The 25100-nt window shown below is 72.5% G+C and carries 27 protein-coding genes; 21 read left to right on the top strand and 6 right to left on the bottom strand.

What is annotated here, in order from left to right; genetic code table 11:
- Positions 1-5 precede the first annotated feature (5 nt).
- Complete coding sequence (locus ACEQ2X_RS10170; protein WP_370325697.1) at positions 6-716, top strand: L-threonylcarbamoyladenylate synthase; 711 nt, start codon at positions 6-8, stop codon at positions 714-716.
- Here ACEQ2X_RS10170 and ACEQ2X_RS10175 read toward each other — a convergent pair.
- A complete protein-coding gene (locus tag ACEQ2X_RS10175; RefSeq protein ID WP_370325698.1) occupies positions 653-1456 on the bottom strand; it encodes an SDR family oxidoreductase in 804 nt (267 codons plus the stop codon). The genes ACEQ2X_RS10170 and ACEQ2X_RS10175 overlap by 64 nt on opposite strands.
- Before the next feature lie 75 nt (positions 1457-1531).
- On the opposite strand from ACEQ2X_RS10175, the gene rpiB reads away from it, so the two are divergent.
- Positions 1532-1984, top strand: coding sequence for a ribose 5-phosphate isomerase B (gene rpiB, locus ACEQ2X_RS10180; protein WP_370325699.1), 453 nt, complete (start codon positions 1532-1534; stop codon positions 1982-1984).
- A 207-nt stretch (positions 1985-2191) separates the two neighbouring features.
- Here the strand turns inward: rpiB and ACEQ2X_RS10185 are convergent, their stop codons facing one another.
- The gene (locus ACEQ2X_RS10185; protein WP_372530558.1) at positions 2192-3199 is read right to left on the bottom strand and encodes a hypothetical protein; all 1008 of its coding nucleotides are present in this window, start codon (positions 3197-3199) and stop codon (positions 2192-2194) included.
- 410 nt (positions 3200-3609) lie between these two features.
- A complete protein-coding gene (locus ACEQ2X_RS10190; RefSeq protein ID WP_370325701.1) occupies positions 3610-4533 on the bottom strand; it encodes an ABC transporter permease in 924 nt (307 codons plus the stop codon).
- An 82-nt stretch (positions 4534-4615) separates the two neighbouring features.
- Here ACEQ2X_RS10190 and ACEQ2X_RS10195 point away from each other — a divergent pair, with 82 nt between their 5' ends.
- The 11 genes from ACEQ2X_RS10195 to atpC all read left to right on the top strand — a co-directional run bounded on the left by ACEQ2X_RS10195 (position 4616) and on the right by atpC (position 13484).
- Positions 4616-5827, top strand: a complete 1212-nt coding sequence (locus ACEQ2X_RS10195; protein ID WP_370325702.1) for an MraY family glycosyltransferase — start codon at positions 4616-4618, stop codon at positions 5825-5827.
- 125 nt (positions 5828-5952) lie between these two features.
- Positions 5953-6252 carry an AtpZ/AtpI family protein gene (locus ACEQ2X_RS10200; protein WP_370325703.1) on the top strand — a complete coding sequence of 100 codons (300 nt, stop codon included), beginning with the start codon at positions 5953-5955 and terminating at the stop codon, positions 6250-6252.
- A 69-nt stretch (positions 6253-6321) separates the two neighbouring features.
- Positions 6322-6819: a hypothetical protein gene (locus tag ACEQ2X_RS10205; RefSeq protein WP_370325704.1), complete on the top strand. Its 498-nt coding sequence runs from the start codon at positions 6322-6324 to the stop codon at positions 6817-6819.
- Positions 6816-7634: a F0F1 ATP synthase subunit A gene (atpB, locus tag ACEQ2X_RS10210; RefSeq protein WP_370325705.1), complete on the top strand. Its 819-nt coding sequence runs from the start codon at positions 6816-6818 to the stop codon at positions 7632-7634. The genes ACEQ2X_RS10205 and atpB overlap by 4 nt, the downstream gene beginning before the upstream one ends.
- Positions 7635-7715: 81 nt before the next feature.
- A complete protein-coding gene (gene atpE, locus ACEQ2X_RS10215) occupies positions 7716-7937 on the top strand; it encodes an ATP synthase F0 subunit C (protein WP_370325706.1) in 222 nt (73 codons plus the stop codon).
- A 10-nt stretch (positions 7938-7947) separates the two neighbouring features.
- Positions 7948-8496 (top strand): F0F1 ATP synthase subunit B, encoded by a 549-nt coding sequence (atpF, locus tag ACEQ2X_RS10220; protein ID WP_370325707.1) that lies wholly within the window; start codon positions 7948-7950, stop codon positions 8494-8496.
- A gap of 18 nt (positions 8497-8514) precedes the next feature.
- Entirely contained in the window at positions 8515-9048 is a 534-nt protein-coding gene (atpH, locus tag ACEQ2X_RS10225; RefSeq protein WP_370325708.1) for an ATP synthase F1 subunit delta, read from the top strand.
- A 54-nt stretch (positions 9049-9102) separates the two neighbouring features.
- Positions 9103-10725: a F0F1 ATP synthase subunit alpha gene (gene atpA / locus ACEQ2X_RS10230; protein WP_370325709.1), complete on the top strand. Its 1623-nt coding sequence runs from the start codon at positions 9103-9105 to the stop codon at positions 10723-10725.
- A gap of 59 nt (positions 10726-10784) precedes the next feature.
- The gene (locus ACEQ2X_RS10235; RefSeq protein ID WP_370325710.1) at positions 10785-11669 is read left to right on the top strand and encodes a F0F1 ATP synthase subunit gamma; all 885 of its coding nucleotides are present in this window, start codon (positions 10785-10787) and stop codon (positions 11667-11669) included.
- Positions 11670-11679: 10 nt separating this feature from the next.
- Complete coding sequence (atpD, locus tag ACEQ2X_RS10240; protein ID WP_370325712.1) at positions 11680-13110, top strand: F0F1 ATP synthase subunit beta; 1431 nt, start codon at positions 11680-11682, stop codon at positions 13108-13110.
- Between the two features lie 35 nt (positions 13111-13145).
- A complete protein-coding gene (atpC, locus tag ACEQ2X_RS10245; protein ID WP_370325713.1) occupies positions 13146-13484 on the top strand; it encodes an ATP synthase F1 subunit epsilon in 339 nt (112 codons plus the stop codon).
- Positions 13485-13500: 16 nt separating this feature from the next.
- Here atpC and ACEQ2X_RS10250 read toward each other — a convergent pair whose 3' ends face one another.
- Complete coding sequence (locus ACEQ2X_RS10250) at positions 13501-13980, bottom strand: pyridoxamine 5'-phosphate oxidase family protein (protein ID WP_370325714.1); 480 nt, start codon at positions 13978-13980, stop codon at positions 13501-13503.
- A gap of 131 nt (positions 13981-14111) precedes the next feature.
- Between ACEQ2X_RS10250 and ACEQ2X_RS10255 the strand changes: the two genes are divergently transcribed.
- Positions 14112-15542 carry a pyridoxal-dependent decarboxylase gene (locus ACEQ2X_RS10255; RefSeq protein ID WP_370325715.1) on the top strand — a complete coding sequence of 477 codons (1431 nt, stop codon included), beginning with the start codon at positions 14112-14114 and terminating at the stop codon, positions 15540-15542.
- 3 nt (positions 15543-15545) lie between these two features.
- Here the strand turns inward: ACEQ2X_RS10255 and kynA are convergent, their stop codons facing one another.
- Positions 15546-16385 (bottom strand): tryptophan 2,3-dioxygenase, encoded by an 840-nt coding sequence (kynA, locus tag ACEQ2X_RS10260; protein ID WP_370325716.1) that lies wholly within the window; start codon positions 16383-16385, stop codon positions 15546-15548.
- 13 nt (positions 16386-16398) lie between these two features.
- Positions 16399-17661 (bottom strand): kynureninase, encoded by a 1263-nt coding sequence (gene kynU / locus ACEQ2X_RS10265; protein ID WP_370325717.1) that lies wholly within the window; start codon positions 17659-17661, stop codon positions 16399-16401.
- A gap of 296 nt (positions 17662-17957) precedes the next feature.
- Between kynU and ACEQ2X_RS10270 the strand changes: the two genes are divergently transcribed.
- From ACEQ2X_RS10270 to ACEQ2X_RS10300, 7 genes are all read left to right on the top strand, one after another.
- Positions 17958-19145, top strand: a complete 1188-nt coding sequence (locus ACEQ2X_RS10270; protein WP_370325718.1) for a DUF418 domain-containing protein — start codon at positions 17958-17960, stop codon at positions 19143-19145.
- Complete coding sequence (locus ACEQ2X_RS10275; protein ID WP_370325719.1) at positions 19100-20815, top strand: ATP-binding protein; 1716 nt, start codon at positions 19100-19102, stop codon at positions 20813-20815. The genes ACEQ2X_RS10270 and ACEQ2X_RS10275 overlap by 46 nt, the downstream gene beginning before the upstream one ends.
- Complete coding sequence (locus ACEQ2X_RS10280; protein WP_370325720.1) at positions 20812-21597, top strand: lysostaphin resistance A-like protein; 786 nt, start codon at positions 20812-20814, stop codon at positions 21595-21597. Before ACEQ2X_RS10275 ends, ACEQ2X_RS10280 begins: the two co-directional genes overlap by 4 nt.
- A gap of 7 nt (positions 21598-21604) precedes the next feature.
- On the top strand, positions 21605-22039 hold the full coding sequence (locus tag ACEQ2X_RS10285; protein WP_370325721.1) for a hypothetical protein: 435 nt from the start codon (positions 21605-21607) through the stop codon (positions 22037-22039).
- 83 nt (positions 22040-22122) lie between these two features.
- The gene (locus ACEQ2X_RS10290) at positions 22123-23892 is read left to right on the top strand and encodes a 3-hydroxyacyl-CoA dehydrogenase family protein (RefSeq protein WP_370325722.1); all 1770 of its coding nucleotides are present in this window, start codon (positions 22123-22125) and stop codon (positions 23890-23892) included.
- 86 nt (positions 23893-23978) lie between these two features.
- Positions 23979-24284 (top strand): ATP/GTP-binding protein, encoded by a 306-nt coding sequence (locus ACEQ2X_RS10295; RefSeq protein ID WP_370325723.1) that lies wholly within the window; start codon positions 23979-23981, stop codon positions 24282-24284.
- 10 nt (positions 24285-24294) lie between these two features.
- Complete coding sequence (locus ACEQ2X_RS10300; protein ID WP_370325724.1) at positions 24295-25068, top strand: SDR family NAD(P)-dependent oxidoreductase; 774 nt, start codon at positions 24295-24297, stop codon at positions 25066-25068.
- The last annotated feature ends 32 nt before the right edge of the window (positions 25069-25100 follow it).

The raw sequence follows: 25100 nt of genomic DNA on the forward strand, positions 1-25100 counted from the left end.
CGCCAGTGAGCACCATCATCGACCTCGCCGACCGCGACGACGCGCTGGCGCGGACCGTGGAGGCCCTCGAGGGGGGGTCGGTCGCCGTCCTCCCTGTGGGCGGGGTCTACGCCGTGGTCGCCGACGCGTTCCGGGCCGCCGCGACCCAGCGGATCTTCGCCGCGCGCCGGCGCAGCCGCGTCACCCCGCTGCCGGTGCTGATCCGCTCCGAGCGGCAGGTCTCCGGCCTGGCGGGCGAGGTGCCCGAGTACGCCGACCGGCTCATCGCCGCCTACTGGCCGGGTGACCTGACCCTCGTCGTCCGCGCGAGCGAGGGCATGACCTGGGACCTCGGCAACAGCCTCGGCACCGTCCAGCTGCGCCAGCCGGCCGACGACTTCGTGCTGCAGGTGATCGCCAAGGTGGGGCCGCTCGCCTGCACCGCCGCGAACCGGCTCGACCAACCCCGACCGGTCACGGTGGAGGAGGCGAAGCAGCAGCTCGGGGTGCTCGTCCCGGTGTACGTGGACGGCGGCGAGGTGGACGGCGGCGTCTCGACGATCGTGGACGCGACCGGGCCGTCGGTGGTCGTCCACCGCGAGGGCCGCATCCCGCTCGAGCACATCCACCTGGTCGCATCCGGCGAGCTCGGGTGGGGGGAGCGGCCTCCCGCTCAGCCGGCGTCGCCGGTGCCCGACCCCGCTCCCGACCCCGACCCCGAGACCGACGATGCGTAGGCGCTGTCGTCCTGGTCGGTCGGCACCATCGCGATCTCGACGGTGGTGACCGAATCGGGGGCGCTGAGCGCGTGCACGATCGCGGCGGCGACGTCCTCGGGGGAGATCCCGACCGTCGCAGCCATCCGCCGGTAGCGCGCGACCACGTCGCTCTGGTCGAGCTCGTCGAACAGCTCCGTGGCGACGAACCCCGGTGAGATCGTCGTGACCCGCACGCCGGCGGGCTGCAGCTCCTGGCGCAGGGCCTCGCCGATCGCGTGGACGGCGAACTTCGTCGCCGAGTAGACCGCGCCGGTGGGGGAGGGGACGCGTCGCCCCGACATCGACGACACGTTGACGATGGTCGCGCCGCCGTCGGAGGCCTCGAGGTGGGGGATCGCCGCCTGGGTGACGGCGAGCAGCCCGAGGACGTTCACGTCGACCATCGCCCGCCACTCCGCAGGGTCCTGGTCGGTGATCAGCCCCGGGTGCATCACGCCGGCGGCGTTGACGAGGACGTCGAGACCCCCGAGGGCCGTCGTGGCCCGCGCCACCCCCTCCGCCGCCTGCCCCGGGTCGGTGACATCGGCGGTGACGGGGACGAGGTCGTGGGCGTCGGCCAGCGCCTCGAGCCGGTCGGCGCGCCGCGCGAGCACCGCCACCCGCGCCCCCGCGGCCGCGCACGCCCGCGCCGTCGCCGCGCCGATCCCGGAGGACCCCCCCGTCACCAGCACCCGTCGTCCCGTGAGCCCTGCGCCCATGTCGTCCGCATCCCTCCGCGTGTCGGTGTCCGGCGCCCACCCCGGGGCGCGCAGGCGAGGATAGGGTGACCGGCCATGCGCATCGCCATCGGAGCCGACCACGCCGGGTACGAGCTGAAGGTCCACCTCGTCGACGTCATCGCCAGCCTCGGCCACGAGGTCATCGACCTCGGGACCGACTCCCCCGAGCGCGTGGACTACCCCCCGATCATGGCCGCCGTCGGCCGTGCGGTCGTGGCCGGCGAGGCGGACCGCGGGGTGGTGCTGGGCGGATCGGGCCAGGGCGAGCAGATGTCGGCGAACAAGGTCCACGGCGTCCGCGCGGCGCTCTGCAACGACCTGTACACCGCCCGGATGAGCCGGTCCCACAACGACGCGAACGTCCTGGCCATGGGGGCGAGGATCGTCGCGCCGGCCCTCGCCGACGAGATCCTCGCCCTGTGGCTGGCCGAACCGTTCGAGGGCGGCCGCCACCAGACCCGGGTCGACGGCATCCACGCCATCGAGGTCGAGGAGTGCCAGGGCTGAGGGGTGGGTTCCCATCCTCCGGCACCACGGATCGACTCCGCAGGTGCACGGATCGACTTCGCTCACACCGGCCGTGAGGCTCTGACCTGCGGTTCCTCCCACGGATGTGCGCGAGGTGCCGGCGTGGTGGGGGTCTCCGGAGTCGATTCGTGGGATGGACGGCACGGCCCTGCCCGCCCGGGTGCGATCCCGGCGGGCGGCTGATCCTCAGCCGAGGGGGACCAGGGTCCGCAGTGGCGTCAACCTGGTGGGCTGCGGGGGGAGGGGTGGACGGCGCAGCTGCCCGCGGAGCATCAGGTCCTCGCGCCGGCGTCGGACCTCGTGGACGTGGAGGGCTACGGCACGGGGGTCCCGTCGCACCGACTTGGTGATCACCAGGTGGTCGTAGCCGAGCGAGCGCGCGGCGAACTGCTTGGTCGCGTCGCGGTCGACCGTGCCGGCGTGGGTCTCCTCCCCGTGGTACTCCATCACCAGGGCCGCGAAGAGGTAGGCGAAGTCGGCGCGGATGTTCTCTGCGATCCACACCTGGCAGTCGGGGACCGGCGGGTGGGGGCTGAAGATGTCGAGGAAGCAGTCTCGCTCCGCGGGGCTCTCGTGCTCGAACGACCCGTCCGCGGCCAGCTCGAGCAACCGCCGGGCACCGGGGTGATCCATCGTGGACCAGCCCGCGACGAGCTCGGCGGGGGACAGGCGCAGCCGGTTGATCGCGAGGTAGACCAGCTCGCGGACCGCACCGTCGCTCCTGGCCGGACCCGCCGCGTGGTCGGCGAGGGACCGGGTGCTCCGCGCGATCGTGAGCCCGTGGGCCGTCGTGGTCGGGACCGACGAGAGGTCGTGGCACTGGACGGTCTGCCACGGCTCCTGCCGGGTGCGCACCCGCCGGCCGTGCTCGACGAGCGCCATCGGCGATCCCGTCGGCTGGTGATCCGGGATCTGCAGGCCGAGGGCGTGGTCCCCGCTGATGATCACGAGCTCGTCCGGCCGGTGCCGTCGCAGGTACGCCGTCGCCAGGTGCGCGGCCTGGTGCGGTGCCTCGTCGCCCGGTTCACGGCACCAGGCGGGGGCGAGCCGTTCCAGCCGACCGTCGCGGACCCAGTCCGCGACCTGGAACCGATCGTGCCCCAGCCGCTCCATCGTCGTGTTGTCGATGATCCGCCCCGGTGTGGACCGGATGCGCTGGATCACGGGCCAGGGGAGCGGAGGCGTGGCGTGCATCCCCCGACCCTGCACCGTCCCCCGCAGCCGGGCGGGGCCGATCGCCGTCACCTGGGGATAACCGTGTCGGAGCCACGCCCCCGCCCCCACGTCGGCCCGCACCCTCCCCCACACCCCCACCCCTCCCACGGATCGACTCCGAGGCGCGGCGGTCTCCCCACCCTCCACCGCACGGATCGACTCCGGAACCGGCAGGTCCGGAAGGTGACGGTGCAGATCCGTGGGCATCACCCCAGGTCAGCCGGGTTCTGGACCGGAGATCGGAGTCGATCCGTGGGGTTCCGGAGTCGATTCGTGGGCAGGGGGCGCGTCGTGACCGGGACCACGGAGTCGATCCGTGGGATTCCGGAGTCGATTCGTGGGATTCGAGTCAACCCGTCGGCAGGAGGCCCGCGCCGCGCACCCCGACCTCAGATCGCGTCCGTCACCCGGGGGTCGAGGAGTGTCGTGGTGACGTCGGCGAGCAGGTTGACCACGGCGACGGCGATCAGGAACACCCCGACGACGGCGAGGGTCGTCGGGCCCTGGCGGGTCTGGAGCGAGGTGGTCAGCAGGCGGCCGATGCCGGGGATGCCGACCGCGGGCTCGACGACCACGGCGGTCGCCAGCATGAACCCCGTCTGGGAGGCCGCCAGCGACACCATCGGGGCCATGGCCGGGCGCAGGCCGTGGAGCCACTTGACCCGCCGCTCGGCCACGCCGGCGGACCGGGCCCGCTGCACGTAGGACGACCGGCGTGAGGTCCGGACGTCCGCGAAGCCCGTGATCGCCATCATCCCCGCCGGCGCGGCGGCCAGGCACGCCGCACCCACCAGCACCCGGGACGCGTCGACCAGCCAGGGGACCGTGGCCGCCAGCATGTTCGCGGCCACGAAGGCGGGGATCGCCACCCCCAACGACACCAGCGCCATGATCGTCTGGCGCCGCCGCACCGACGCGTCGACCATCCACACCGCGACGAGCGTCCCGACCACCACCTGCAGGACCACCGCCACCCCCACCAGGCGGAGGGTGTGGGGCATGCCCTGGCCGATCAGCTCGCCGACGCTGCCGGGGCTCGGGGCGAGGCCCCCCGGCGCCAGCCGGTAGACGGGCCCGAGGTCACCGGTGACCAGCCCGCTCAGGTACTGCCACAGCTGCACCGGGTACGGCTCGTCCAACCCGAAGGAGGCCCGCAGCTCCGCGAGGAGGGTCGGATCCGGCCGCTCGAGCCCGAACAGCGCGCGGATCGGGTCGCCGGGCAGGCCGTAGGTGACCGCGTGCAGGGCGCTCAGGGCGACGAGCAGGGTCAGGAGGGTCCACGCCCCCCGCTTGAGCAGCGCGCTCGTCGACACCGACCGGTCCTCCTCGTCGTCCACCTGCGCCGGACCCCGCCGCCGCGCCGACATGCTACGTCGCGGCGGTACCGTGAACGCGATGGACCCCCAGCTGCTCGACCACCTGGTCGTGGCCGCGGTCAGCTTCGTCGTCGTGGTCGCGGTGACGCCGCTGGCCAAGCGCGTCGCGCCGTGGCTCGGCGCGGTGAAGGTCCCCGGGGAGCGCCACATCCACGAGACGCCGACCCCCGAGCTCGGCGGCCTGGCGATGCTGGCCGGCATCCTCGCCGCCCTGGGCGCGGCGACCCGGCTGGGGGCGTTCGACGAGCTGTTCCGCACCACCTCCGAGCCCGAGACGATCGTGCTGGCGGCCGTGGTCATCACCCTGGTCGGCCTCATCGACGACACCCGGAACCTGAGCCCGGGCGTGAAGCTCGCCGGGCAGGTCCTGGCCGCCGCCACCCTGGTGCTGTTCGGGCTGACGATCAACTACGTCTACATCCCCTTCGGCGCCGGCGAGATCTTCAGCCTCTCGCCCGACGCGTCGGCCCTGATCACCATCGTGGCCGTCGTCGCGATGATCAACGCGGTGAACCTGGTCGACGGCCTCGACGGCCTCGCCGCCGGGATCGTCGCGATCGCAGCCGCCGCGTTGTTCTGCTACATCGAGCTCGCGCCGCAGACCGACGTGCTGATCACCCCGACGATCTCCTCGGCCGGCATGATCCTCTCCGCCGTGGTGGGCGCCTGCCTGGGGTTCCTCGTCTACAACTTCAACCCGGCGTCGATCTTCATGGGGGACACCGGGTCGATGCTGCTGGGCCTGCTGATGGGAGCGGCCGGCGTGTCGGCGATCGGCAACACCGACTTCCCCACGCGGACCGACTTCTTCGTCGCCTCGGTGCCCGTCCTGATCCCCGTCTTCGTCCTGGCCGTGCCGTTCCTCGACACGACGATGGCGGTCATCCGCCGGATGGGCAGCGGCCGCTCGATCTCGAGCCCGGACAAGAAGCACCTGCACCACCGGCTCGTCGAGATCGGCCACAGCCAGCGCCGCGCGGTCCTGGTGCTGTACGCGTGGTCGGCGCTGCTCGCCGTCGCGACCGTGGGACCGACCCTCGTCGACGGCCAGCTGGTGCTGCGGACCGCCGGTCCCGTCGCCCTCCTGCTGCTCGCCTACCAGTGGCTCGACGCGGTCCGCCACCGTCGACGGCTGCGCGCGATCGACCGGGCTGACAACGTGGTGGCCCACCCCTCCTCGGATCCGCGGCGGTGGCCGCGAGCCGGCGGAGGCGAGGGAACCCCCACCTGACCTGGGCGTTTGGCAGTCCTGAGGACTTTGTGTATGTTTTCACAAGCGAGGGAGAGGCGTAGTGGCACGTGGTCACGACTGCCCACCCCACGCTGGTCAACGTCGACCGGCCGGGAGGTGAACGCATGAGACCGTCACAGCTCGGGGCAGGCTCGACCGCGACCGACAAGTCCTCTGAGTTCACCGCCGAGTTCCTCGCCGCGATCTTCACCTGGGGTGGGATCGGGTGGCTCCTCGACCGGTTGCTCGACACCAGCCCCGTCCTGATGTGCATCGGGTTCGTCGTGGGCAACGCCTGCGGCATCTACCTGCTATACATCCGGTCCCGGGCCGGTGAGGTGCGCGGGGGCACGACCCCCGCCTCCGAGGGCGCTCCACGACCGCAGACGACCAGCACGAGCCCCACCGACAGCGCCAGCCGCTAGACGCCGCTGCCACATGCCGCCGGTCCGCACCCGCGGACCGGAGACACACCACGAGGTTCCATCCCACCCATGCGATCGACGGCTACCCCATCAGGGCGTGCGGCCATCAGCGCACCCGAGGCGAAGCTGGCCACGGCCGGTGCCCTCGGCGCGCTCGCCGCGGCGCTGCCCGCCGGCGCGGTCGCCCTCGCCGTGGTGCCCGCCGCCGACGCGCTGGCGGTCGCCCTGGGATCGGCCCTCGTCGCGGTGCTGGCGCTCTCCGCGCTGCCGCTGTACCGGATGGGCGCCCGGGCGGGTGCCGCCCGGACCGACGTCGTGGTCACCATGGCGCTCGTCGCGCTCGCCCAGCGCCTGATGCTCGGCGTGGCCGTCCTGGCCGCCCTGTGGCGACTGACCGACCTGCCGATGCGCGCACTCGGCGCCGGCGTGGCGGTCGGCCTGGTCGCCTCCGTGGCCGCCGAGATGGTCGCCGCCGCCCGTGATCCCCGCTTCTTCTGGGTCGACGCCGCGGCCGGTGGCCGACGCGGACCCCTCAACCCCACCGGCACCGAAAGGCAGCACGCGTGAACCTCGTCCTCGCAGCGGAAGGCCCGTACGGCGGTGACTTCTCCCTCCCGCCGGCCGGTGAGATCTTCAACCCGCCGGCGCTCTTCGAGATCGCCGGGACCGACATCAGCCGGGTCTACATCATCGTCCTGGTCGGCGTGATCATCTCGGCCGGGTTCATGCTGGCGGCCTTCGCCAACCCGAAGGTCGTGCCCGGCAAGCTGCAGTCCGCCGGCGAGTCGATCATCGAGTTCATCCGCGACGGGATCGCCACGGACATCATCGGGGAGGAGGGGCGCAAGTTCGCGCCGTTCCTGACCGGGATCTTCCTGTTCGTGTTCATGAACAACATCTTCGAGGTCATCCCGTTCGTGAACTTCCCGCCGAGCTCGCGGATCGGCTACCCCGCGATGCTCGCGATCGTGACCCTCATCACGTTCGTGGCGACCGGCATCAAGTACCAGGGGCTCGCGTACTTCAAGGAGGTCGCGTTCCCGCCGGGCGTCCCGAAGCCCGTCTACCTGCTGCTGACCCCCATCGAGATCGTCTCGACGTTCATCCTGCGGCCCCTCACGCTGACCGTCCGTCTGTTCGCCAACATGGTCGCCGGCCACATCCTCCTGACGATCGTGTTCCTCGCGACCCACGCGTTCTTCCGCATCCCGGGCCTCGTCGAGGAGGGCTCGAACCTCCTCGGCCTCCCCATCGGCATCCTGACCCTGCTGGTCAGCCCCCTCGCCGTCGGCTTCGAGATGTTCGTCAGCTTCCTGCAGGCCTACATCTTCGCGATCCTCGCCGCGGTCTACCTGGCCGGCGCCGTGGAGCCCGCCCACTAGCCACCGATCTGTCCGTACGTGCAAGCGACGGTGACGGCCCAGGAGCGGTCGACCGTCACAACCTGAGCAAAGGAAAGAGACATGGAAGGTGACATCGGCGTCATCGGCGTCGGCCTGGTCTTCGGCCTCGGGACCCTCGGTCCCGGCATCGGCCTGGGCATGCTGATCCGGGGTGCGATCGAGTCCATGGCACGCCAGCCCGAGGCGGCTGGTCAGGTCCGCACCACGATGTTCATCGGCATCGCCGTGGTCGAGGCCCTCGCCCTGCTGGGGTTCGTGCTCGCGTTCATCATCAACGCGTAGGGAGGCACCCATGCCGACCGTGCACGCGTTGATGCTCCTCGCCGCCGAGGGTGGCGAGGGGGAGTCCATCGCGCTCCTCCCCCCGTTCGCGGAGCTGATCTGGGGCCTCATCGCCTTCGGGCTGCTGATGGCCGTCCTGTGGGGCCGTGTGTTCCCGCAGGTCAACAAGACGCTCGACGAGCGCCGCGCCGCCATCCAGGGCCGCATCGAGGAGGCCGAGACCCAGCTGGCCGAGGCGGAGAAGACCCGCCGCGAGTACGAGGCGAGCCTGTCCGAGGCCCGCAACGAGGCCGCGCAGATCGTGGAGGACGCGAAGGCCCAGGCCGAGCGGATGCGAAGCGAGATCGTGGCCAGCGCCGAGCAGGAGGCCGAGGCGATCAAGCAGCGCGCGGCCGCCGAGGCCGAGGCCGAGCGCACCCGCGCGCTCGCCGAGCTCCGCGGTCAGGTCGCCACGCTGTCGACCGACATCGCCGCGAAGATCGTCGGCGCCGAGGTCGACCAGTCCCGCCACGACCAGCTCGTCGACAGCTTCATCTCGCAGCTGTCGACCAACAACTGAGACCGCTGAGGACCTGACATGGCAGACGACCTCGTCCACTCCTACGGCTCTGCGGTCATCGCGATCGGCCGGGCCGAGGGCGTGGCCGACCGCGTGGCCGACGAGCTGTACCAGTTCGCCGCCGCGGTGGACGGCCGCCCGGAGCTGCGCGCGACGCTGACCGACCCGTCGGTCGCGCTCGAGGCGCGCAGCGCCGCGGTCGCCGAGCTGCTCGGCCGCGCGCACCCCGCGACGGGTGCCGCGGTGCAGATGCTGCTCGCGGCCGACCGCATCCGGCACATCTCGGAGATCGCGGACGCCGCGGTCACCGAGTCCGCCGAGGCCCGCGGCGCGTCCGTGGCGCAGGTCCGCTCCGCCAAGCCGCTCGGCGACGCCCAGCGGCGCGCGCTCGAGTCGGCCCTGACCCAGCGCGTCGGACGCCCGGTCGAGCTGAAGGTGACCGTCGACCCCGACCTGCTGGGCGGCGTCGTCGTCCAGCTCGGCGACACCGTCATCGACGGCTCGATGGTCAAGCGGCTGACCGACCTGCGGTCCTCCCTGGCCACGGCCTGACCCGACCGGCTGACCCGACCCCACCCCACACCCCGAGCGGAAAGCGAACCGGAGATGACAGACCTCTTCAGCGCGGACGACATCACCGCCATCCTCAAGTCGAAGATCGACGCCTACCAGCCGTCGGTCAGGAGCGAGCAGGTCGGCCGGGTCATCGAGTCCGGTGACGGCATCGCCCGCGTCAGCGGCCTGCCCGACGCGATGGCGAACGAGCTGCTCGACTTCGGCGTCGGCGACGACGGCCGCCAGCTGCTCGGCCTCGCCCTCAACCTGGACGAGACCTCGATCGGCGCGGTCATCCTCGGCGACGCCTCCGGTGTGGAGGAGGGCGACGCCGTCAAGCCGACCGGCCGGGTCCTCTCCATCCCGGTCGGCGACGCCTACCTCGGCCGGGTCGTGGACCCGCTGGGCCGGCCGATCGACGGCAAGGGCCCGCTGGACGAGTCCAAGCTCGACGGGGTGCGCGGCCTCGAGGTCCAGGCCGCCTCGGTGGTGCAGCGCCAGCCGGTGGGCGAGCCGATGCAGACGGGCATCAAGGCCATCGACGCGATGACGCCGATCGGCCGCGGCCAGCGCCAGCTCGTCATCGGCGACCGCCAGACCGGCAAGACCGCGGTCTGCGTCGACACGATCATCAACCAGCGCGCCAACTGGGAGTCCGGCGACCCGGACAAGCAGGTCAAGTGCATCTACGTCGCCATCGGCCAGAAGGGGTCGACGGTCTCCGAGGTCGTCGCGCGCCTCGAGGAGAACGGGGCGATGGCGTACACGACGGTCGTCTCGGCGCCCGCGTCGTCGCCGGCGCCGTTCCAGTACCTCGCGCCGTACTCCGGCGCCGCCCTCGGCAACTACTGGATGTACAAGGGCCAGCACGCGCTGGCGATCTACGACGACCTCTCCAAGCAGGCCGACGCCTACCGCCAGCTGTCGCTGCTCCTTCGCCGTCCCCCGGGCCGCGAGGCCTACCCCGGCGACGTCTTCTACCTGCACTCCCGCCTGCTCGAGCGCGCGGCCAAGCTGTCCGACGACCTGGGCGGCGGGTCGATGACCGCCCTGCCGATCATCGAGACCAAGGGCGGTGACGTGTCGGCGTTCATCCCGACCAACGTCATCTCGATCACCGACGGCCAGATCTACCTCGAGACCGACCTCTTCTACCAGGGCCAGCGGCCGGCCATCAACGTGGGCATCTCGGTGTCCCGCGTGGGCGGGTCAGCGCAGCTGAAGCCGATGAAGAAGGTCGCCGGCACCATGCGCCTCGACCTCGCGCAGTTCCGCGAGCTGGAGGCCTTCGCCCAGTTCGGCTCCGAGCTCGACAAGGCCTCCCAGGCCCAGATCGACCGCGGCCGGCGCACCCAGGAGATCCTCAAGCAGGGCCAGTACCAGCCGGTGCCCGTCGGCGAGCAGGTGCTCGCCATCTGGGCCACCGCGAACGGCTACCTCGACGAGGTCCCGGTCGAGGACGCCAAGCGGTACGAGCTCGAGCTGCGCGAGTGGTTCCGGACCCGCCACGCCGAGCTGCTGGACCGCATCTCCGGCGGCGACTTCTCCGACGAGACCGTCGAGGAGATGAAGGGCGGCGTCGAGTCCTTCGCCCAGGGCTTCCAGGCCTCGGCGGTCACCGATGAGGAGGACGAGCACGTGACGATGGAGGACCTCGACACGCTCAGCCAGTGATCCGGCAACTGGCCGCCCACCCGGTCCCGCCCACCCCGACCCGCTAGGAACCCCACCCGATGCCAGGCGCAGCAGAACTCCGCACCCTCCGCCGCCGGATCTCGAGCGTCAAGTCGACGCAGAAGATCACGCGGGCCATGGAGCTGATCGCGGCCAGCCGGATCACCAAGGCCCGGCAGGCCGTCGAGCAGGCGCGCCCGTACGCCGAGGGCATCTCGCGCGTCATCAAGGACCTGGCGGCGGAGAGCTCGATCGGGTCCCACCCGATCCTCGCCGACCGCGAGGAGATCACCGACGTCGCGATCATCGTGATCACCCACGACCGCGGGCTCAACGGGGCGTACAACTCGAACGCGCTCCGGCTGGCCGAGAAGATCATCCGCCAGGAGGAGGGTGAGGGGCACACCGTCCACCTCCACACCATCGGCAAGAAGGGCGCCGGCTACTTCCGCTACCGGGGCCGGACCTCGGAGAGCGTCCACGAGGGCATCACCGACAAGCCGAGCTACGCCGACGCGCGGGCGGTCGCCGAACCGATCGTGCAGCAGTTCGTCCGCGAGGAGATCGACCGCGTCTGGATGGTCTACACCGACTTCAAGTCGGCGCTGACCCAGGTCCCGAACGCGGTCAAGATCCTGCCGGTCGACGCGCGCGCCTTCGAGGGCGGTGAGGGCATCAGCCCCGAGTTCATGATCGAGCCGGAGCCCGAGGAGCTGCTCGACGCGCTGATCCCCCGCTACGTCGAGCACCAGGTCTTCGCCGGCCTGCTCGAGTCCGCCGCATCGGTCCACGCGGCCACGCAGCGCGCGATGAAGGCCGCGACCGACAACGCCGGCGAGGTCATCGACAGCCTCACCATCGAGTTCAACCAGGCCCGCCAGGCCGCCATCACCACCGAGATCTCCGAGATCGTCGGCGGCGCGGAAGCGCTGTCGCAGCAGTAGAGGAGCCCCAATGAGCACCACTGAGACGAATCGCGCCGAGGGCCGCGTCCTCACCGTCGTCGGGCCGGTCATCGACGTCGAGTTCCCGCCCGACGCGCTGCCGGAGATCAACACCGCGCTGAAGCTGACCCGCGAGCTCGACGGGGAGTCCCGCGAGCTGACCGCCGAGGTCGCCCAGCACGTCGGGGACCGCGTCGTCCGCGCGATCATGATGCAGCCGACGGACGGCCTGAGCCGGGGGACGACCGTCCGGAACACCGGCAAGCCGATCTCGGTGCCGGTCGGCGAGGGCGTCCTGGGCCACGTCTACAACGTGCTCGGCGAGCCCCTCGACGTCGACCCGAGCGCCATCTCGCCGTCGGACTGGTGGCCCATCCACCGCGACAGCCCGCCCTTCGACGAGCTCGAGCCGCAGGCCAAGATGTTCGAGACCGGCATCAAGGTCATCGACCTGATCCAGCCCTTCGTGGAGGGTGGGAAGATCGGCCTGTTCGGCGGTGCCGGCGTCGGCAAGACCGTGGTCATCCAGGAGATGATCCAGCGCGTCGCCGAGCAGCACGGCGGGTTCAGCGTCTTCGCGGGCGTGGGGGAGCGGACCCGTGAGGGCACCGACCTCCGCATCGAGATGGAGGAGGCCGGCGTCCTCGAGAAGACCGCGCTGGTCTTCGGGCAGATGGACGAGCCACCGGGCGTGCGCCTGCGCGTGGCCCTGTCCGCGCTGACGATGGCGGAGTACTTCCGGGACGTCGACCAGAAGGACGTCCTGCTCTTCATCGACAACATCTTCCGGTTCACCCAGGCCGGGTCCGAGGTCTCCACCCTGCTCGGTCGCATGCCGTCGGCCGTGGGCTACCAGCCCACCCTGGCCAACGAGATGGGCCAGCTGCAGGAGCGGATCACGTCGACCAAGGGCCACTCGGTGACGTCGATCCAGGCCGTGTACGTGCCCGCGGACGACATCACCGACCCCGCCCCGCACGCGACCTTCGCCCACCTGGACGCCCAGACCTCGCTGTCGCGGTCGATCTCCGAGCTGGGCATCTACCCGGCCGTGGACCCGCTCGACTCGACCAGCCGGATCCTCGACCCCCAGGTCGTCGGCCAGCGCCACTACGACGTGGCGACCCGCACCCAGGAGGTCCTGCAGCGCTACAAGGACCTGCAGGACATCATCGCCATCCTCGGCCTCGACGAGCTGACCGAGGAGGACAAGATCACCGTCCAGCGGGCCCGCAAGGTCCAGCGGTTCTTCTCCCAGCCGTTCTACGTCGCCGAGCAGTTCACGGGCCTCCCGGGCGTGACCGTGCCGATCGAGGAGACCGTCGAGTCCTTCGAGAAGCTGATCGACGGCGAGCTCGACCACATCCCCGAGCAGGCGTTCTTCAACTGCGGCGGGATCGAGGACGTGCTGGCGAACGCCAAGCGGATCGAGGAGTCCTAGCCGATGGTGGTCACACCGGAGGTGTGCAGATGGTGATGGACGCGAAGGTCGTCTCGCCGGACCGGGCCCTGTTCGAGGGCGAGGTCGTGGCGTGCTACGCCCGGTCGACCGAGGGCGAGATCGGCATCCTCAGCGGGCACCAGCCGGCCCTCCTGCTCCTTGCGCCCGCGCCCATGGAGCTCGAGCGCGCCGACGGGGGACGGGAGATCTTCGCCGTCCGCTCCGGCTTCCTCGAGTTCGCGAACGACCAGCTGACCGTGCTGGCCGACGACGCGGTGCAGGTCGACTCGAAGGAGGAGGCCTTCCGGATCGTCGGCGAGAAGCTCGAGGTGCCCCCGTCCCAGATCGACCCGGCGGCCCCGCCAGTCGCCTGACCCGACGCCGGCGGGCTCAGGCCGCCTGCCAGCGCAGGGGCGTCCCCTCCCCTGCCAGCACGGCCGCGGGCTGCACGCGCAGGCGCCAGGGGTCGAGGCGCAGCACCGCGAAGGCCGCGTCCGTCGGGTCGTCCCACGCGGGGATGATCGACGGGTCGTAGCCGAGCGGCTCAGGTGCGCGGAGGAAGAGGTCCCACACGCGTCGGCAGGTGTCGTCGTCGTGGTGCCAGGTGGCCCGGCACTCCGCGGTCGCGACGTCGTGGCTGGGGTCCCAGTAGCTCAGCGACACGTGGGGGACGTGGGCGAGGTGCGCGCGCTTGAGCGGCGTCGGGCCCGTCCCGATCCAGCCGACCAGCGACTCGCCGTCCCACTCCCAGATCGGGTGCAGCACGCGGGTGCGGGGCCGGCCCTCGGGGTCGACGGTGGCCACGCTGGCCCACACGATCCGGTGGGCGATGTCGATGAACGGTGTGGCGATGTCGCGCAGGTCGGTCATGGCCGCAGACGGTGCCAGCCCGGCGGACTCGGGGGCAGGTCCGGAGGGGCAGCCCGATCGCCTGCACCTGGGGTCGGTCGTGGCCTACGCTCGGTGTGGCGGGCCGGCGCGGCCCCCGTACCATCCGTCCGGTGGACGTCCCGCACATGACCGCCGACGAGTTCCGCCGCCACGGGAAGGCCCTGGTCGACTGGATCGCCGACCACTGGGAGACCCTCGACGAGCGCCCGATCCGACCGGCCGTGACCCCCGGCCAGGTGCGCGATGCGCTGCCCGACGCCGCGCCGGAGCGGCCCGAGCCGTTCAGCGACGTCCTGGCCGACCTCGACCGCGTCGTCGTGCCCGGCCTGACCGGCTGGCAGGCCCCCGGCTGGTTCGCCTACTTCCCGGCGATGGCGTCGTTCCCCGCGATCCTGGGTGAGCTGGCTGCCGCCGGCCTGGCCCAGCAGGGGATGCTGTGGTCGACCAGCCCGGCCACGACCGAGGTGGAGAGCCACGTCCTCGACTGGCTCGTCGACCTGATGGGGGTGCCCCAGACCTGGAAGACCACCGGCCCCGGCGGCGGGGTGCTCCAGATGAGCGCGTCGGACTCGACCCACACCGCCCTCGTGGTCGCACGGGAACGTGCGCGGACAGGTGGGGCACGGGAACGTGCGCGGGAGCGGACCGGGGCCCGGGCCGAGGACCAGGTCGTCTACGCCTCGGCCCAGGCGCACTCCTCGGTCGAGAAGGGCGCGATGGTCGCCGGGTTCGGCCACATCCGCCTGGTCGCGACCGAGGCCGGCACCCACGCGATGTCGATCGACGCGCTCCGCACGGCGATCGCGACCGACGTCGCCGACGGGTTGACCCCGGCGTTCGTCTGCGCGGCGATCGGCACGACCGGCACGACGGCGGTCGACGACGTCCGCGCGGTCGCCGAGGTCGGCCGGGCCCACGGCATGTGGGTGCACGTCGACGCGGCCTACGCCGGCAGCGCGTTCATCTGCCCCGAGCTGCGGGGGCACGCCGACGGGCTCGAGCTGGTCGACTCCTACACGTTCAACCCGCACAAGTGGCTGGCGACGAACTTCGACTGCTCGGTCTTCTGGGTCGCCGACCGCCAGCCGCTGATCGAGACCCTGTCGATCCTGCCGCCCTACCTGGTGGACTCGGCGTCCGAGAGCGGGGCCGTCATCGACTACCGCGACTGGCACGTCCCGCTCGGCCGGCGCTTCCGCGCCCTCAAGCTGTGGTTCGTGCTGCGCAGCTACGGCGCCGAGGGCCTGCGGGCGATGATCCGCGAGCACGTCCGCCTGGCCCGGGAGCTGGCCGGCCGGGTCGCCGCGCACGACCGGCTGGAGCTGGTCGCCCCCACCCCGTTCGCGCTGGTCTCCTTCGCCCACGTCGACGGGGACGAGGCGACCACGCGGATCGCCGACGCGGTGAACGCCTCCGGCCACAGCTACCTGACGACGTCGGTCCTGGACGGGCGGACCTACGTGCGGGTGTCGATCGGCGCGCCGACCACCCGCGCCGAGCACGTCGACCGGCTGTGGGACCTGATCGCCGCAGCGACCTGACGCTCAGAGCGACGTGCGGACGTCCCACAGCTCGGGGAACAGGACGACGTCCAGTTGGCGGCGCAGGTACGCCGTCCCCGACGTGCCGCCGGTCCCGGCCTTCGCGCCGATGATCCGCTCGACCGTGGTGACGTGGTTGAACCGCCAGCGGCGGAAGTAGTCCTCCAGGTCGACGAGCTTCTCGCCGAGCTCGTAGGCCGTCCAGTGGGCGGTCGGGTCGCGGTAGATGGTCCGCCAGGCCTCGAGGACCGAGGGGTTGGCGGCGTAGGGCGCAGCCAGGTCGCGGTCCAGGTGGGCCGGGTCGATCGCGAACCCGGCGCGGGTGAGGGCCCGCTGCACCTCGTCGTACAGCGACGGCGCCTCCAGGTGCGCGCGCAGCTGCGCGACCAGGTCCGGGTCGTGGTCGTGCGGCTTCAGCATCGCCGCGTTCTTGTTGCCGAGCAGGTACTCGATCGCCCGGTACTGCCACGACTGGAACCCCGACGAGCGGCCCAGGGAGTCCCGGAACTCGGTGTACTCGCTCGGGGTGAGGGTCCGCAGCACGTCCCAGGACGAGTTCAGCTGCTCGAAGGTCCGCGCCACCCGGGTGAGCATCTTGAAGCTCTCGCGCATCCGGTCCTCGGCGATCGCGGTCCGCGCGGCGGTGACCTCGTGGATGATCAGCGCCATCCACAGCTCCATCGTCTGGTGCTGGATGATGAACAGCGTCTCGTCGTGGTGGCCGGTGATCGGCTGCTGGGCACCGAGGACCAGGTCGAGGCGCAGGTAGTCGCCGTAGGACATGTCGGCCGCGAAGTCGACGTGCGCGCCCTCGGTGGAGGGGTCGTAGGCGGGGTCGCTCATGTGGTCTCCCTCCTCAGGTCACGGCGGCACGCCGTCGGAACGCCGGGGTGTCCCAGCGGCGCTCGTCGAGGACCGTCCCCAACGCCTCCACCGCCGCGTCCACGTCGGCGTGGCGCAGGTAGAGGGGCGCGAACCCGAAGCGCATCACGTCGGGCGCGCGGAAGTCCCCGATGACCCCGTCGGCGATCAGCGCCTGGACGACCGCGTACCCCTCGGGGTGGGCGAGGGACACCTGGCTGCCCCGGGCGGCCGGGTCGCGGGGCGACACCAGCCGCAGGTCGTGGCCGGCGCAGCGGGCCTCGACGCCGGCGATGAACCGCTCGGTCAGGGCGACGGACTTCGCGCGCACCGCCGCCATCCCGCCGACGGCGTCGACGTCGTCCCACACCGCCAGCGCGGCGTCGAGGGCGCTCATCGCGAGCACCGGCGGGGTGCCGACGCGGAAGCGCCCGACCCCGGAGGTGGGCCGGTAGGCCAGGTCGAAGTCGAAGGGCGCGGCGTGGCCGAACCAGCCCGCCAGCAGCGGCTCGGCGACGTCGGCGTGCCGGGCGTGGACGTGGATGAACGCCGGCGCCCCCGGGCCGCCGTTGAGGTACTTGTAGCTGCACCCGACCGCGAGGTCGACGTCGCAGCCGTCGAGGTCGAGCTCGACCGCCCCGGCGGAGTGCGCCAGGTCCCAGACCGCCAACGCGCCAGCCTGGTGGGCGGCGGCGGTCAGCCCGGCCATGTCGTGGACCCTGCCGGTGCGGTAGTCGACGTGGGTGAGCAACAGCGCCGCCACGTCGCCGGCGTCCGGTCCGGTCAGGACGTCCGCGACGTCGGTCGGGTCGACCACCCGCAGCTCGTGGCGGCCACCGAGGGCGGCGATCAGCCCCTGCGCCACGTACAGGTCCGTGGGGAAGTTGCCCCGGTCCGAGACGACGATGCGCCGGTCCGGGCGGAGGGCCAGGGCCGCGCTGAGCGCCTTCGCCACGTTGACCGACGTCGAGTCGGTGCAGACCACGCTCCCCGCCGGCGCCCCGATCAGCCGGGCGATCCGGTCCCCGACCCGTCCGGGCAGGTCGACCCAGCCGTGGTCGTTCCACCCGCGGATCAGCGACTCGCCCCATTGGCGGGTGACCACGTCGGCCACCCGCTCGGCAACCCCGTGGGGGAGGGGGCCGAGGGAGTTGCCGTCCAGGTACACCACCCCGTCGGGCAGGGCGAAGCGGTCGCGGAACGCCGCCAGCGGATCGGCCGCGTCAGCCTCGGCGGCCGACACCGGATCGTCGTGCATCCATCCCTCCACGGTCGTCGGTCTGCGCGGTGCGCGCGTGGTCCCCTCACCCTACGCACGGGCGGCGTCCGCGGGCACGTCGCCACCACGGCGCTCACCCCCCCTCCCCCCCACAGATCGACTCCGACGACCGGGGTAGTAGGTCGCGCGCGTGCACATCCGTGGGCGTCGCTCCAGGTCAGGGCGTTCCTGAGGTGGCGACCGGAGTCGATCCGTGGGCCTGTGGAGTCGATCCGTGCCGAGGGGGAGGGACGCGGACCGACACGTCGACCCGGGTCGCGCCATCCTGGAGGTCCATGACCGCCCTCCCGCAGCCGGCCGCCCCCGCCGCGGCCGGTGCCTCCCGGCCCGTCCGGGACCGGATCCGCGGGGTCGACGCGGCCCGCGCCCTGGCCATCCTCGGGATGGTGACGGTGCACTTCGGGCCCATCCAGCCGGACACCTCCGACCTGCTCGGCCGGGTGTACCGGTTCAGCTACGGGCGGGCGTCGGTGCTGTTCGTGCTGCTGGCCGGCGTGGGGATCAGCCTGCTGCTCGCCGCCCGGCCCGTGGGGGAGTCCTGGACCCGGATCGCGTGGCGGGCGATCGTGTTCTACCCCCTCGGGGTCGTGCTCCAGCCCCTCGACCACGGCGTCGCGGTCATCCTGCAGTTCTACGCCCTGTACTACCTGGTCGGGGGTCTGGCGGCGCTGCTCCCGACCCGCTGGCTGGCCCTGCTCACCGCGGCCTGGACCATCGCCGGCCCGCTGCTGTTCCTGGCCCTCCAGGACCCCGAGCTGGCCGGGCGGGGGACCGCGACGGCCATCAGCGACCCCCCGACCGTGGTCAGCGACCTCCTCCTGACCGGCTACTACCCGGTGATCACCTGGACGCCGCCGCTGCTGGTCGGGCTTCTCGTCGGCCGTACGGACCTGCGGGACACCGCCACCGACGTGGTCCTCGCCGTCGGCGGGTTCGTCGTCGCCCTCGCCACCTACGGCGGCAGCGCGCTCGCCCGCAGCGCCGCCGCGCCCGATGTGGCCGGCTCCTCCTACCTCCTCGCCGAGGGCCACACCGGCGCGCCGCTCAACGTGGTCGGCGCGACCGCCGTGGCGGTGGCCGTGCTCGGGACCTGCCTGCTCCTCGCCCGGGCGCTCCCGCGGGTGTCCTGGCCCCTCGTCGCCGTCGGCCAGCTGGCCCTGACCGTGTACGTCGGCCACCTCCTCGTGCTGGCCTGGCAGCCCGACTGGTTGATCGCCCGCGACGCCGTCGACGTCGCCGCGCTGCGGGTCCTCAGGTTCTTCGTCGTCGTCGCCGTGACCTGCGTCGCGTGGCGGGTGGTGTTCCCACGTGGGCCGCTCGAGGCCCTCCTGGCGTTACCCTTCAGACGCCGCCCGTCCGGTCCGCCGGCACCACCGCCGGCGGCGCAGGTGGAGGCGCGGCAGAGGAGCGATGGCGGGTGGCACGATCGACCACAGCACACCTGGAGGGCGCCATCGCCGTAGACGGATCCCGCGCCGGGCACGAGCGGAACCGGTACTCGCGGCGGCTGGCGACGGCGATGACCGCCGACGAGGTCCTCGACGCCCTCGCGGTCGCAATCACCGAGCTGCTGGGAGGTGACGAGGGCTTCCTGCTCCGCCACGCCGACGGCACCTGGCGGGGGGTGCTGGCCGCCGGCGCCCACCGCGAGGTCGCCGAGGCGCTCACCGTCCCCGACCGGGCCCCCCTGGACGTCGCCAGCGCGCAGACGGCGTGCACCTGGGCCCGCCTCGGGATCCGCGGGCGGGACGTCGACGCCGTCGTGGTCCCGGCCGGTTCCGCCGGCGACCCGGGCCTGCTCGCGCTGGTGCCCGACGTCGTGCACCCCCCGCCCCCCGGGACGCCCGACGGGAGCGGGATCGACGCCGCGATCGTCGACCACGACCTCGCGGTGGCCCTGGCGTCCGAGGCCTGGGCCGCACTCCGCCGGGTGCAGGCCTTCGACGACCTCCGCGACAAGCTCGAGATCCTCGAGGCGATCGCCGGCGTCGCCCGCGCGGCCCACCTCGACACCGATGCGGTCGCCGCCCACATCGCCCGCCACCTGGCCACGTCCCTGTCCTGCGAGCGCGGTGCCGTCTACCTCTGGGACTCCGCACGCGACGACCTGGGGTGCGCCGCCCTGCACGTGGCGGACGGCACCCGGCACGGCAACGACGACGGCGCCGCGGCCATCGCCCGCCTCGTGGCCGACGGCCGGCCGGCCGTCGGGCCGGCCCCCGCCGAGGCGGCGTGGCTGACCGGTCCCTGGAGCGCGGCGTCGGGTGCGGTGAGCGTCACGGCCCTGCCGCTCCGCCTGGGGGACAGCGACGTCGGCGTGCTCGTCGCCGCCCACACCACCGCCAACCCGCGGGGGTTCACCGCGCTGTGCGAGCAGGTCGGCGGCGCCATCGCCCAGCAGTCCGCGCTGGCCCTGAGCAACGCGCGCCTGTACGACGCGCAGCGGGCCGCAGCGGACCGCCTCCGCCGCATCGACCAGCACCGCGTCGACTGGGTCGCGGGCATCGTCCACGACCTCCGGACCCCCGTGACCGCCGTCCTGGGCTTCGCCCGCACCCTCCGCCGCGCCGAGGGCCTGATGACGGAGGAGGAGCGCGGCGACGCGCTCGAGACGATCGAGCGCCAGTCGCTGCGGGTCAGCCGGATGCTCGACGACCTGATGGACTCCGCCCGCGCCGACGCGGGCCAGCTGGCCCACGACCGCTTCGGCCGCGTCACCCTGCACCAGGTCGTGGCCGACGCCGTGCAGGTCACCTCCCCCGAGGACCGCCGGCGCATCACCGTCGACGTCGACGACGAGGTGGTCGTCGAGGGCGACGCCGAGCAGCTGACCAGGGTGGTCCAGAACCTCGTCGTCAACGCCCTGCGCCACGCCGGCGGCAGCGACCCGATCACGGTGGACGTCCGGGCCGACGGCGGCAGGGGCGTCGTCCGGGTCGCCGACGCCGGTCGCGGCATGCCGGCGGACATGGCGGTCTTCGACCGCTTCGCCCGCGGCGAGGGGGGAGGGACGGGCCTCGGCCTGTTCACCGTCAAGCGCATCGTGGAGATGCACGGCGGCACCGTCGAGCTCTCCACCACCCCCGGCGGTGGGACCACCGTCGAGGTCCGGCTGCCGCTGTTGTCCACGTGACCGGACCCGACCGCGACCGCGTCCCCGTCGACCCCGCCACGTACGAGCCGCCGCCGCTCGACCAGGTCGCCCGCCGCTTCGGCGTCCCGTGGGAGTGGTACGACGCCATCGGCATCTACGTGATCTGGATCCTCCTCGCCGGTCCGGTCGTGCTCGCGGTCACCGCGCTGGTCGGCGGTGAGACCTCCGACCTCGCCACCGCCAGCCAGATCCTCGTCACCCTCGTCGTCCTGGTCGTCGTCACCGTCGTCTGGGTCCGGCTGCGCGCCTCCGCCGCGGACGTCGCCGACGGGCTCCGCCGGGCGCTCGGGCCCAAGCGGCCCGTGGCCGCGGACATCCGCCGCGGCGTGATCCTCGGCGTGGGCGCCTTCCTGGCCGTCCAGCTCGGCCTCGGCCTCCTCATCAGCTCGCTCGTCGAGGCGCTGGGCCAGGAGCTGCCGGAGATCCAGGAGGAGGTGCAGACCGCGGTCCAGGGGGAGGGGTCGGTGCCGCTGCTCGTCGCCTTCGCCGTGGCGATCCTCGCGCCGGTCGGGGAGGAGCTGCTCTTCCGCGGCGTGCTGTACCAGGCGCTCGCCAAGCGGCTGCACGGGTGGCCGGCCCTCGGGCTCTCGGGACTCGCGTTCGGGCTGACCCACGTCGAGCCGTTCGTCATCGTGCTGACGTTCCCGCTCGGCATGGTCCTCGCGTGGGCGCTGCGCCGCCACGGGACGCTCGTCGTCCCGGTCGTGGCCCACGCGGTCTTCAACCTGATCGGGGTCGTCCTGATCCGCCTGGGGGGCTGAGGGGGCCGTGGGCGAGGTGGTCCTCGACCCCGACGCCGGCGCGTTCGCCACGCTGCTCGGCGGCCTGCTGCGCGCCAACCTCGAGGCCGATCCCGCGAAGGGGCGGCTGGTGGACGACGCGCGGGGCACGGTCGCGCTCACGGTCAGCGACCGCGACGAGGAGGTCGTCCTGACCTTCGCCGGCGGGACCCTCGAGATCGGCGGCACGACCGGCGTCGCGGCGCTCCCCACGCCGGACGCCGACCTGCGCCTCGCCGGGACCGCGGACGCGATCATGGGCCTGACGACGGTCCCGCTGCGCTTCGGCCTGCCCGACCTGCTGTCGAGCGGCGGGCGCGCCCTGACCGGCCGCTGGGTCGCCGGCGGGCTCGAGGTCCACGGCCTGCCACGCGGCGCCCCGCTGCTGCGCACCACCCTGTCGCTGCTGAGCGTCATCCGCTAGGACGCCCCCGGGTTGTCCCCCGGCCCCCGGCCCTCGATAGGCTCCACGTCCCGCCCGAGCCAGCAACGAACGAGGGAGCAGCAGTGGAGCGCATCGAGAACGTCGGCGTCGTGGGGTGCGGGACGATGGGGTCGGGCATCTGCGAGGTCGTCGCGAGGGGCGGCCACGCGGTGCACTTCGTCGAGGTCGACGACCTGATGGTCGAGAAGGGCCTGTCGCGGATCACCAGCTCCCTCCAGCGCGCCGTCGACCGCGGCAAGCTCGACGAGTCGGAGAAGGAGTCGATCCTCTCCCGGATCACCGGCGGCACGGACTTCTCCGCGCTCGCCGACGCCGACCTGGTCGTCGAGGCGGTCCCCGAGATCCTCGAGATGAAGCAGAGGACGTTCCGCCAGCTCGACGAGGTGCTGCGCGACGACGCGATCGTCGCAACGAACACCTCCTCCCTCGGCGTCATCGACGTGGCGGTCCAGACCAAGCGCCCCGACCGGGTCCTCGGCTTCCACTTCTTCAACCCGGCGCCGGTGATGGAGCTGGTCGAGATGATCACCACCGTGGTCACCCGGCCCGAGGTCGTCGAGGTCGCGAAGGCCTTCGCCGAGGAGCTCGGCAAGACCCCCGTCGTCGTCCGCGACCGCGCCGGGTTCATCGCGAACCTGCTGCTGTTCCCCTACCTCAACCAGGCGATGGGCATGGTGGCGGAGGGGTACGCGAGCCGCGAGGACATCGACGCGGCGATGCGCTTCGGGGCCGGCCACCCCATCGGCCCGATCGGCCTGGTCGACCTGATCGGCATCGACTCCACCAACTCGATCATGGAGCGGATGTACGAGCAGTTCGGCGACGTCCGGTACGCGCCGAAGCCGATCGTCCGGCAGCTGAAGGCCGCCGGGTACCTGGGGCGCAAGACCGGCCGCGGCTTCTACACCTACGAGCAGCCGAACTCCTCGCGGGTGGTCCCCGACGCCGACACCGAGGCCGACCCGGTCGACGCGGACTCGATCGCGTCGTGGCGGACCATCGGCGTCCTCGGCAGCGGCACGATGGCGTCCGGCATCGCCGAGGTGTGCGCGAAGGCCGGCTACGACGTCGTGCTGCGCGGCCGGACCGTCGAGAAGGCCCAGACGGCGAAGGACCGGGTCGCCAAGTCGGTGAACCGGATGGTCGAGAAGGGGCGCATGGAGTCCGACGCGGCCGCCGAGGCGCTGGCGCGGATCCGCCCGACCGACGGGATCTCCAACTTCGCCGAGTGCGACCTGGTGATCGAGGCGGTCGCTGAGGTCCTCGACGTCAAGCGGCCGCTGTTCGCCGAGCTCGACCGGGTCACCAAGCCCGACTGCGTGCTGGCGACCACGACGTCGTCGCTGCCGGTGATCGAGATGGCGATGGCGACCAGCCGGCCCGAGAAGGTCGTCGGCCTGCACTTCTTCAACCCGGCCGCGATCATGAAGCTGGTCGAGGTCGTCCCCACCGTCCGCACCGACGACCAGACGATCGACCAGGCGCGGGCGATCACCGAGGCCCTCGGCAAGCACGGCGTCGGCTGCGGCGACCGGGCCGGCTTCATCGTCAACGCGCTGCTGTTCCCCTACCTCAACGACGCGGCGCGGATGCTGCAGGACGGCTACGCGACCGCGCCGGAGATCGACACGGCCATGAAGCTCGGCTGCGGGCACCCGATGGGGCCCTTCGAGCTGATGGACATCGTCGGCCTGGACGTCACCCTCGAGATCTGCCGAGCGCTGTACGCGGAGTTCCGCGACCCCGGCTACGAGCCCGTCGGGTTGCTCGAGCACCTGGTCGGCGTCGGGTACCTCGGCCGCAAGGTCGGGCGGGGCTTCTACACCTACTGACCTTGCTAGATTGGGTGACCCAACCGCCGACCGGAGCCGGTCAGGCGGGCTGACCACATCCGCCACCGACGAGAGAGTCGAGTGACATGAGCAAGGGTGCGCGCCGCAAGCGCAAGTCACGGCCCTGGCAGAACCCCGACGCCCTGCAGGACATGGCTGACATCTTCAGCCGCTCGCGGGTCGACCCGGACCTCCAGCTGGACGGGTACGACGTGCAGGACGTCCCGGACTACAAGGCCACCAAGGAGTACATCTGCCCGGACTGCGGCAACGCCATCCCGGAGGGCGAGTCCCACGTGGTGGTCTTCCCGACCGGGGACGCGGATCTGCGGCGGCACTGGCACACCTACTGCTGGCGGATAGAGGTCGGCCGGTCGAACGGCGCAGCCTGACCCCCACCTGATGGGCGACGAGCAGACCCCGCGAGCGGTCGCTCTGGTCACCGGTGCCTCCCGTGGCATCGGCGCGGCCACGGCGGTCGCCTTGGCGCGCGCCGGCTTCGACGTGGCCGTCGCGGCGCGGACGGTCTCGGACCTCGACGCGGTCGCGGCCACCTGCGCCGAGCACGGCGCGCGGACCCTGGTCGTCCCCACCGACGTGCTCGCGGAGGACCAGGTCCGCGCCATGGTGGACCGCACCGTCGACGAGCTCGGCCGGCTCGACGTCCTGGTCAACAACGCGGGTTGGAACAGCTTCATGGCCCCCCTGGTCGACCTGCGGGCCGACGGGTGGGAGAAGGGGCTGCGCCTCAACCTCACCTCCGCGTTCTGGGCGATGCAGGCGGCGGGGCGGGTGATGCTCGACCAGGGCAGCGGCGCCGTCGTGAACGTCTCGTCGCTGGCAGGTGCGGACTCCTCCCCCGGGATGGTGCACTACGGCGCGGCCAAGGCCGCGCTGATCAACCTGACCCGCTCGGCGGCGCTCGAGTGGGGCTCGAGGGGCGTGCGGGTCAACGCGGTCGCCCCCGGCTGGGTGAGGACCGACCTGAACACCTTCGCCTGGTCCGACCCCGACACCGAGCGGGCGTTCGTGGCCGGCGCCCCGCTGGGCCGCTGGGGCGAGCCGGAGGAGGTCGCCGCGGCGATCACCTTCCTCGCCACCGACGCCGCCTCCTACATCACCGGGCAGACCCTCGTCATCGACGGCGGGCTCAGCCTCGGCCACGGGGGCCGTTGACCGGCACCCGACCTGAAGAGACCACGACCACG

It is taken from the genome of Euzebya sp., from assembly GCF_964222135.1.
Lineage (GTDB): Bacteria > Actinomycetota > Nitriliruptoria > Euzebyales > Euzebyaceae > Euzebya.

What these genes read in the sequence shown, in the direction of transcription:
- ACEQ2X_RS10175 (WP_370325698.1), bottom strand. Translation starts at nt 1,456, where the DNA reads ATGGGCGCAGGGCTCACGGGACGACGGGTGCTGGTGACGGGGGGGTCC.
- rpiB (WP_370325699.1), top strand. Translation starts at nt 1,532, where the DNA reads ATGCGCATCGCCATCGGAGCCGACCACGCCGGGTACGAGCTGAAGGTC.
- ACEQ2X_RS10185 (WP_372530558.1), bottom strand. Translation starts at nt 3,199, where the DNA reads ATGCACGCCACGCCTCCGCTCCCCTGGCCCGTGATCCAGCGCATCCGG.
- ACEQ2X_RS10195 (WP_370325702.1), top strand. Translation starts at nt 4,616, where the DNA reads ATGGACCCCCAGCTGCTCGACCACCTGGTCGTGGCCGCGGTCAGCTTC.
- ACEQ2X_RS10200 (WP_370325703.1), top strand. Translation starts at nt 5,953, where the DNA reads ATGAGACCGTCACAGCTCGGGGCAGGCTCGACCGCGACCGACAAGTCC.
- ACEQ2X_RS10205 (WP_370325704.1), top strand. Translation starts at nt 6,322, where the DNA reads ATGCGATCGACGGCTACCCCATCAGGGCGTGCGGCCATCAGCGCACCC.
- atpE (WP_370325706.1), top strand. Translation starts at nt 7,716, where the DNA reads ATGGAAGGTGACATCGGCGTCATCGGCGTCGGCCTGGTCTTCGGCCTC.
- atpF (WP_370325707.1), top strand. Translation starts at nt 7,948, where the DNA reads ATGCCGACCGTGCACGCGTTGATGCTCCTCGCCGCCGAGGGTGGCGAG.
- atpH (WP_370325708.1), top strand. Translation starts at nt 8,515, where the DNA reads ATGGCAGACGACCTCGTCCACTCCTACGGCTCTGCGGTCATCGCGATC.
- atpA (WP_370325709.1), top strand. Translation starts at nt 9,103, where the DNA reads ATGACAGACCTCTTCAGCGCGGACGACATCACCGCCATCCTCAAGTCG.
- ACEQ2X_RS10235 (WP_370325710.1), top strand. Translation starts at nt 10,785, where the DNA reads ATGCCAGGCGCAGCAGAACTCCGCACCCTCCGCCGCCGGATCTCGAGC.
- atpD (WP_370325712.1), top strand. Translation starts at nt 11,680, where the DNA reads ATGAGCACCACTGAGACGAATCGCGCCGAGGGCCGCGTCCTCACCGTC.
- atpC (WP_370325713.1), top strand. Translation starts at nt 13,146, where the DNA reads ATGGACGCGAAGGTCGTCTCGCCGGACCGGGCCCTGTTCGAGGGCGAG.
- ACEQ2X_RS10250 (WP_370325714.1), bottom strand. Translation starts at nt 13,980, where the DNA reads ATGACCGACCTGCGCGACATCGCCACACCGTTCATCGACATCGCCCAC.
- kynA (WP_370325716.1), bottom strand. Translation starts at nt 16,385, where the DNA reads ATGAGCGACCCCGCCTACGACCCCTCCACCGAGGGCGCGCACGTCGAC.
- kynU (WP_370325717.1), bottom strand. Translation starts at nt 17,661, where the DNA reads ATGCACGACGATCCGGTGTCGGCCGCCGAGGCTGACGCGGCCGATCCG.
- ACEQ2X_RS10270 (WP_370325718.1), top strand. Translation starts at nt 17,958, where the DNA reads ATGACCGCCCTCCCGCAGCCGGCCGCCCCCGCCGCGGCCGGTGCCTCC.
- ACEQ2X_RS10295 (WP_370325723.1), top strand. Translation starts at nt 23,979, where the DNA reads ATGAGCAAGGGTGCGCGCCGCAAGCGCAAGTCACGGCCCTGGCAGAAC.
- ACEQ2X_RS10300 (WP_370325724.1), top strand. Translation starts at nt 24,295, where the DNA reads ATGGGCGACGAGCAGACCCCGCGAGCGGTCGCTCTGGTCACCGGTGCC.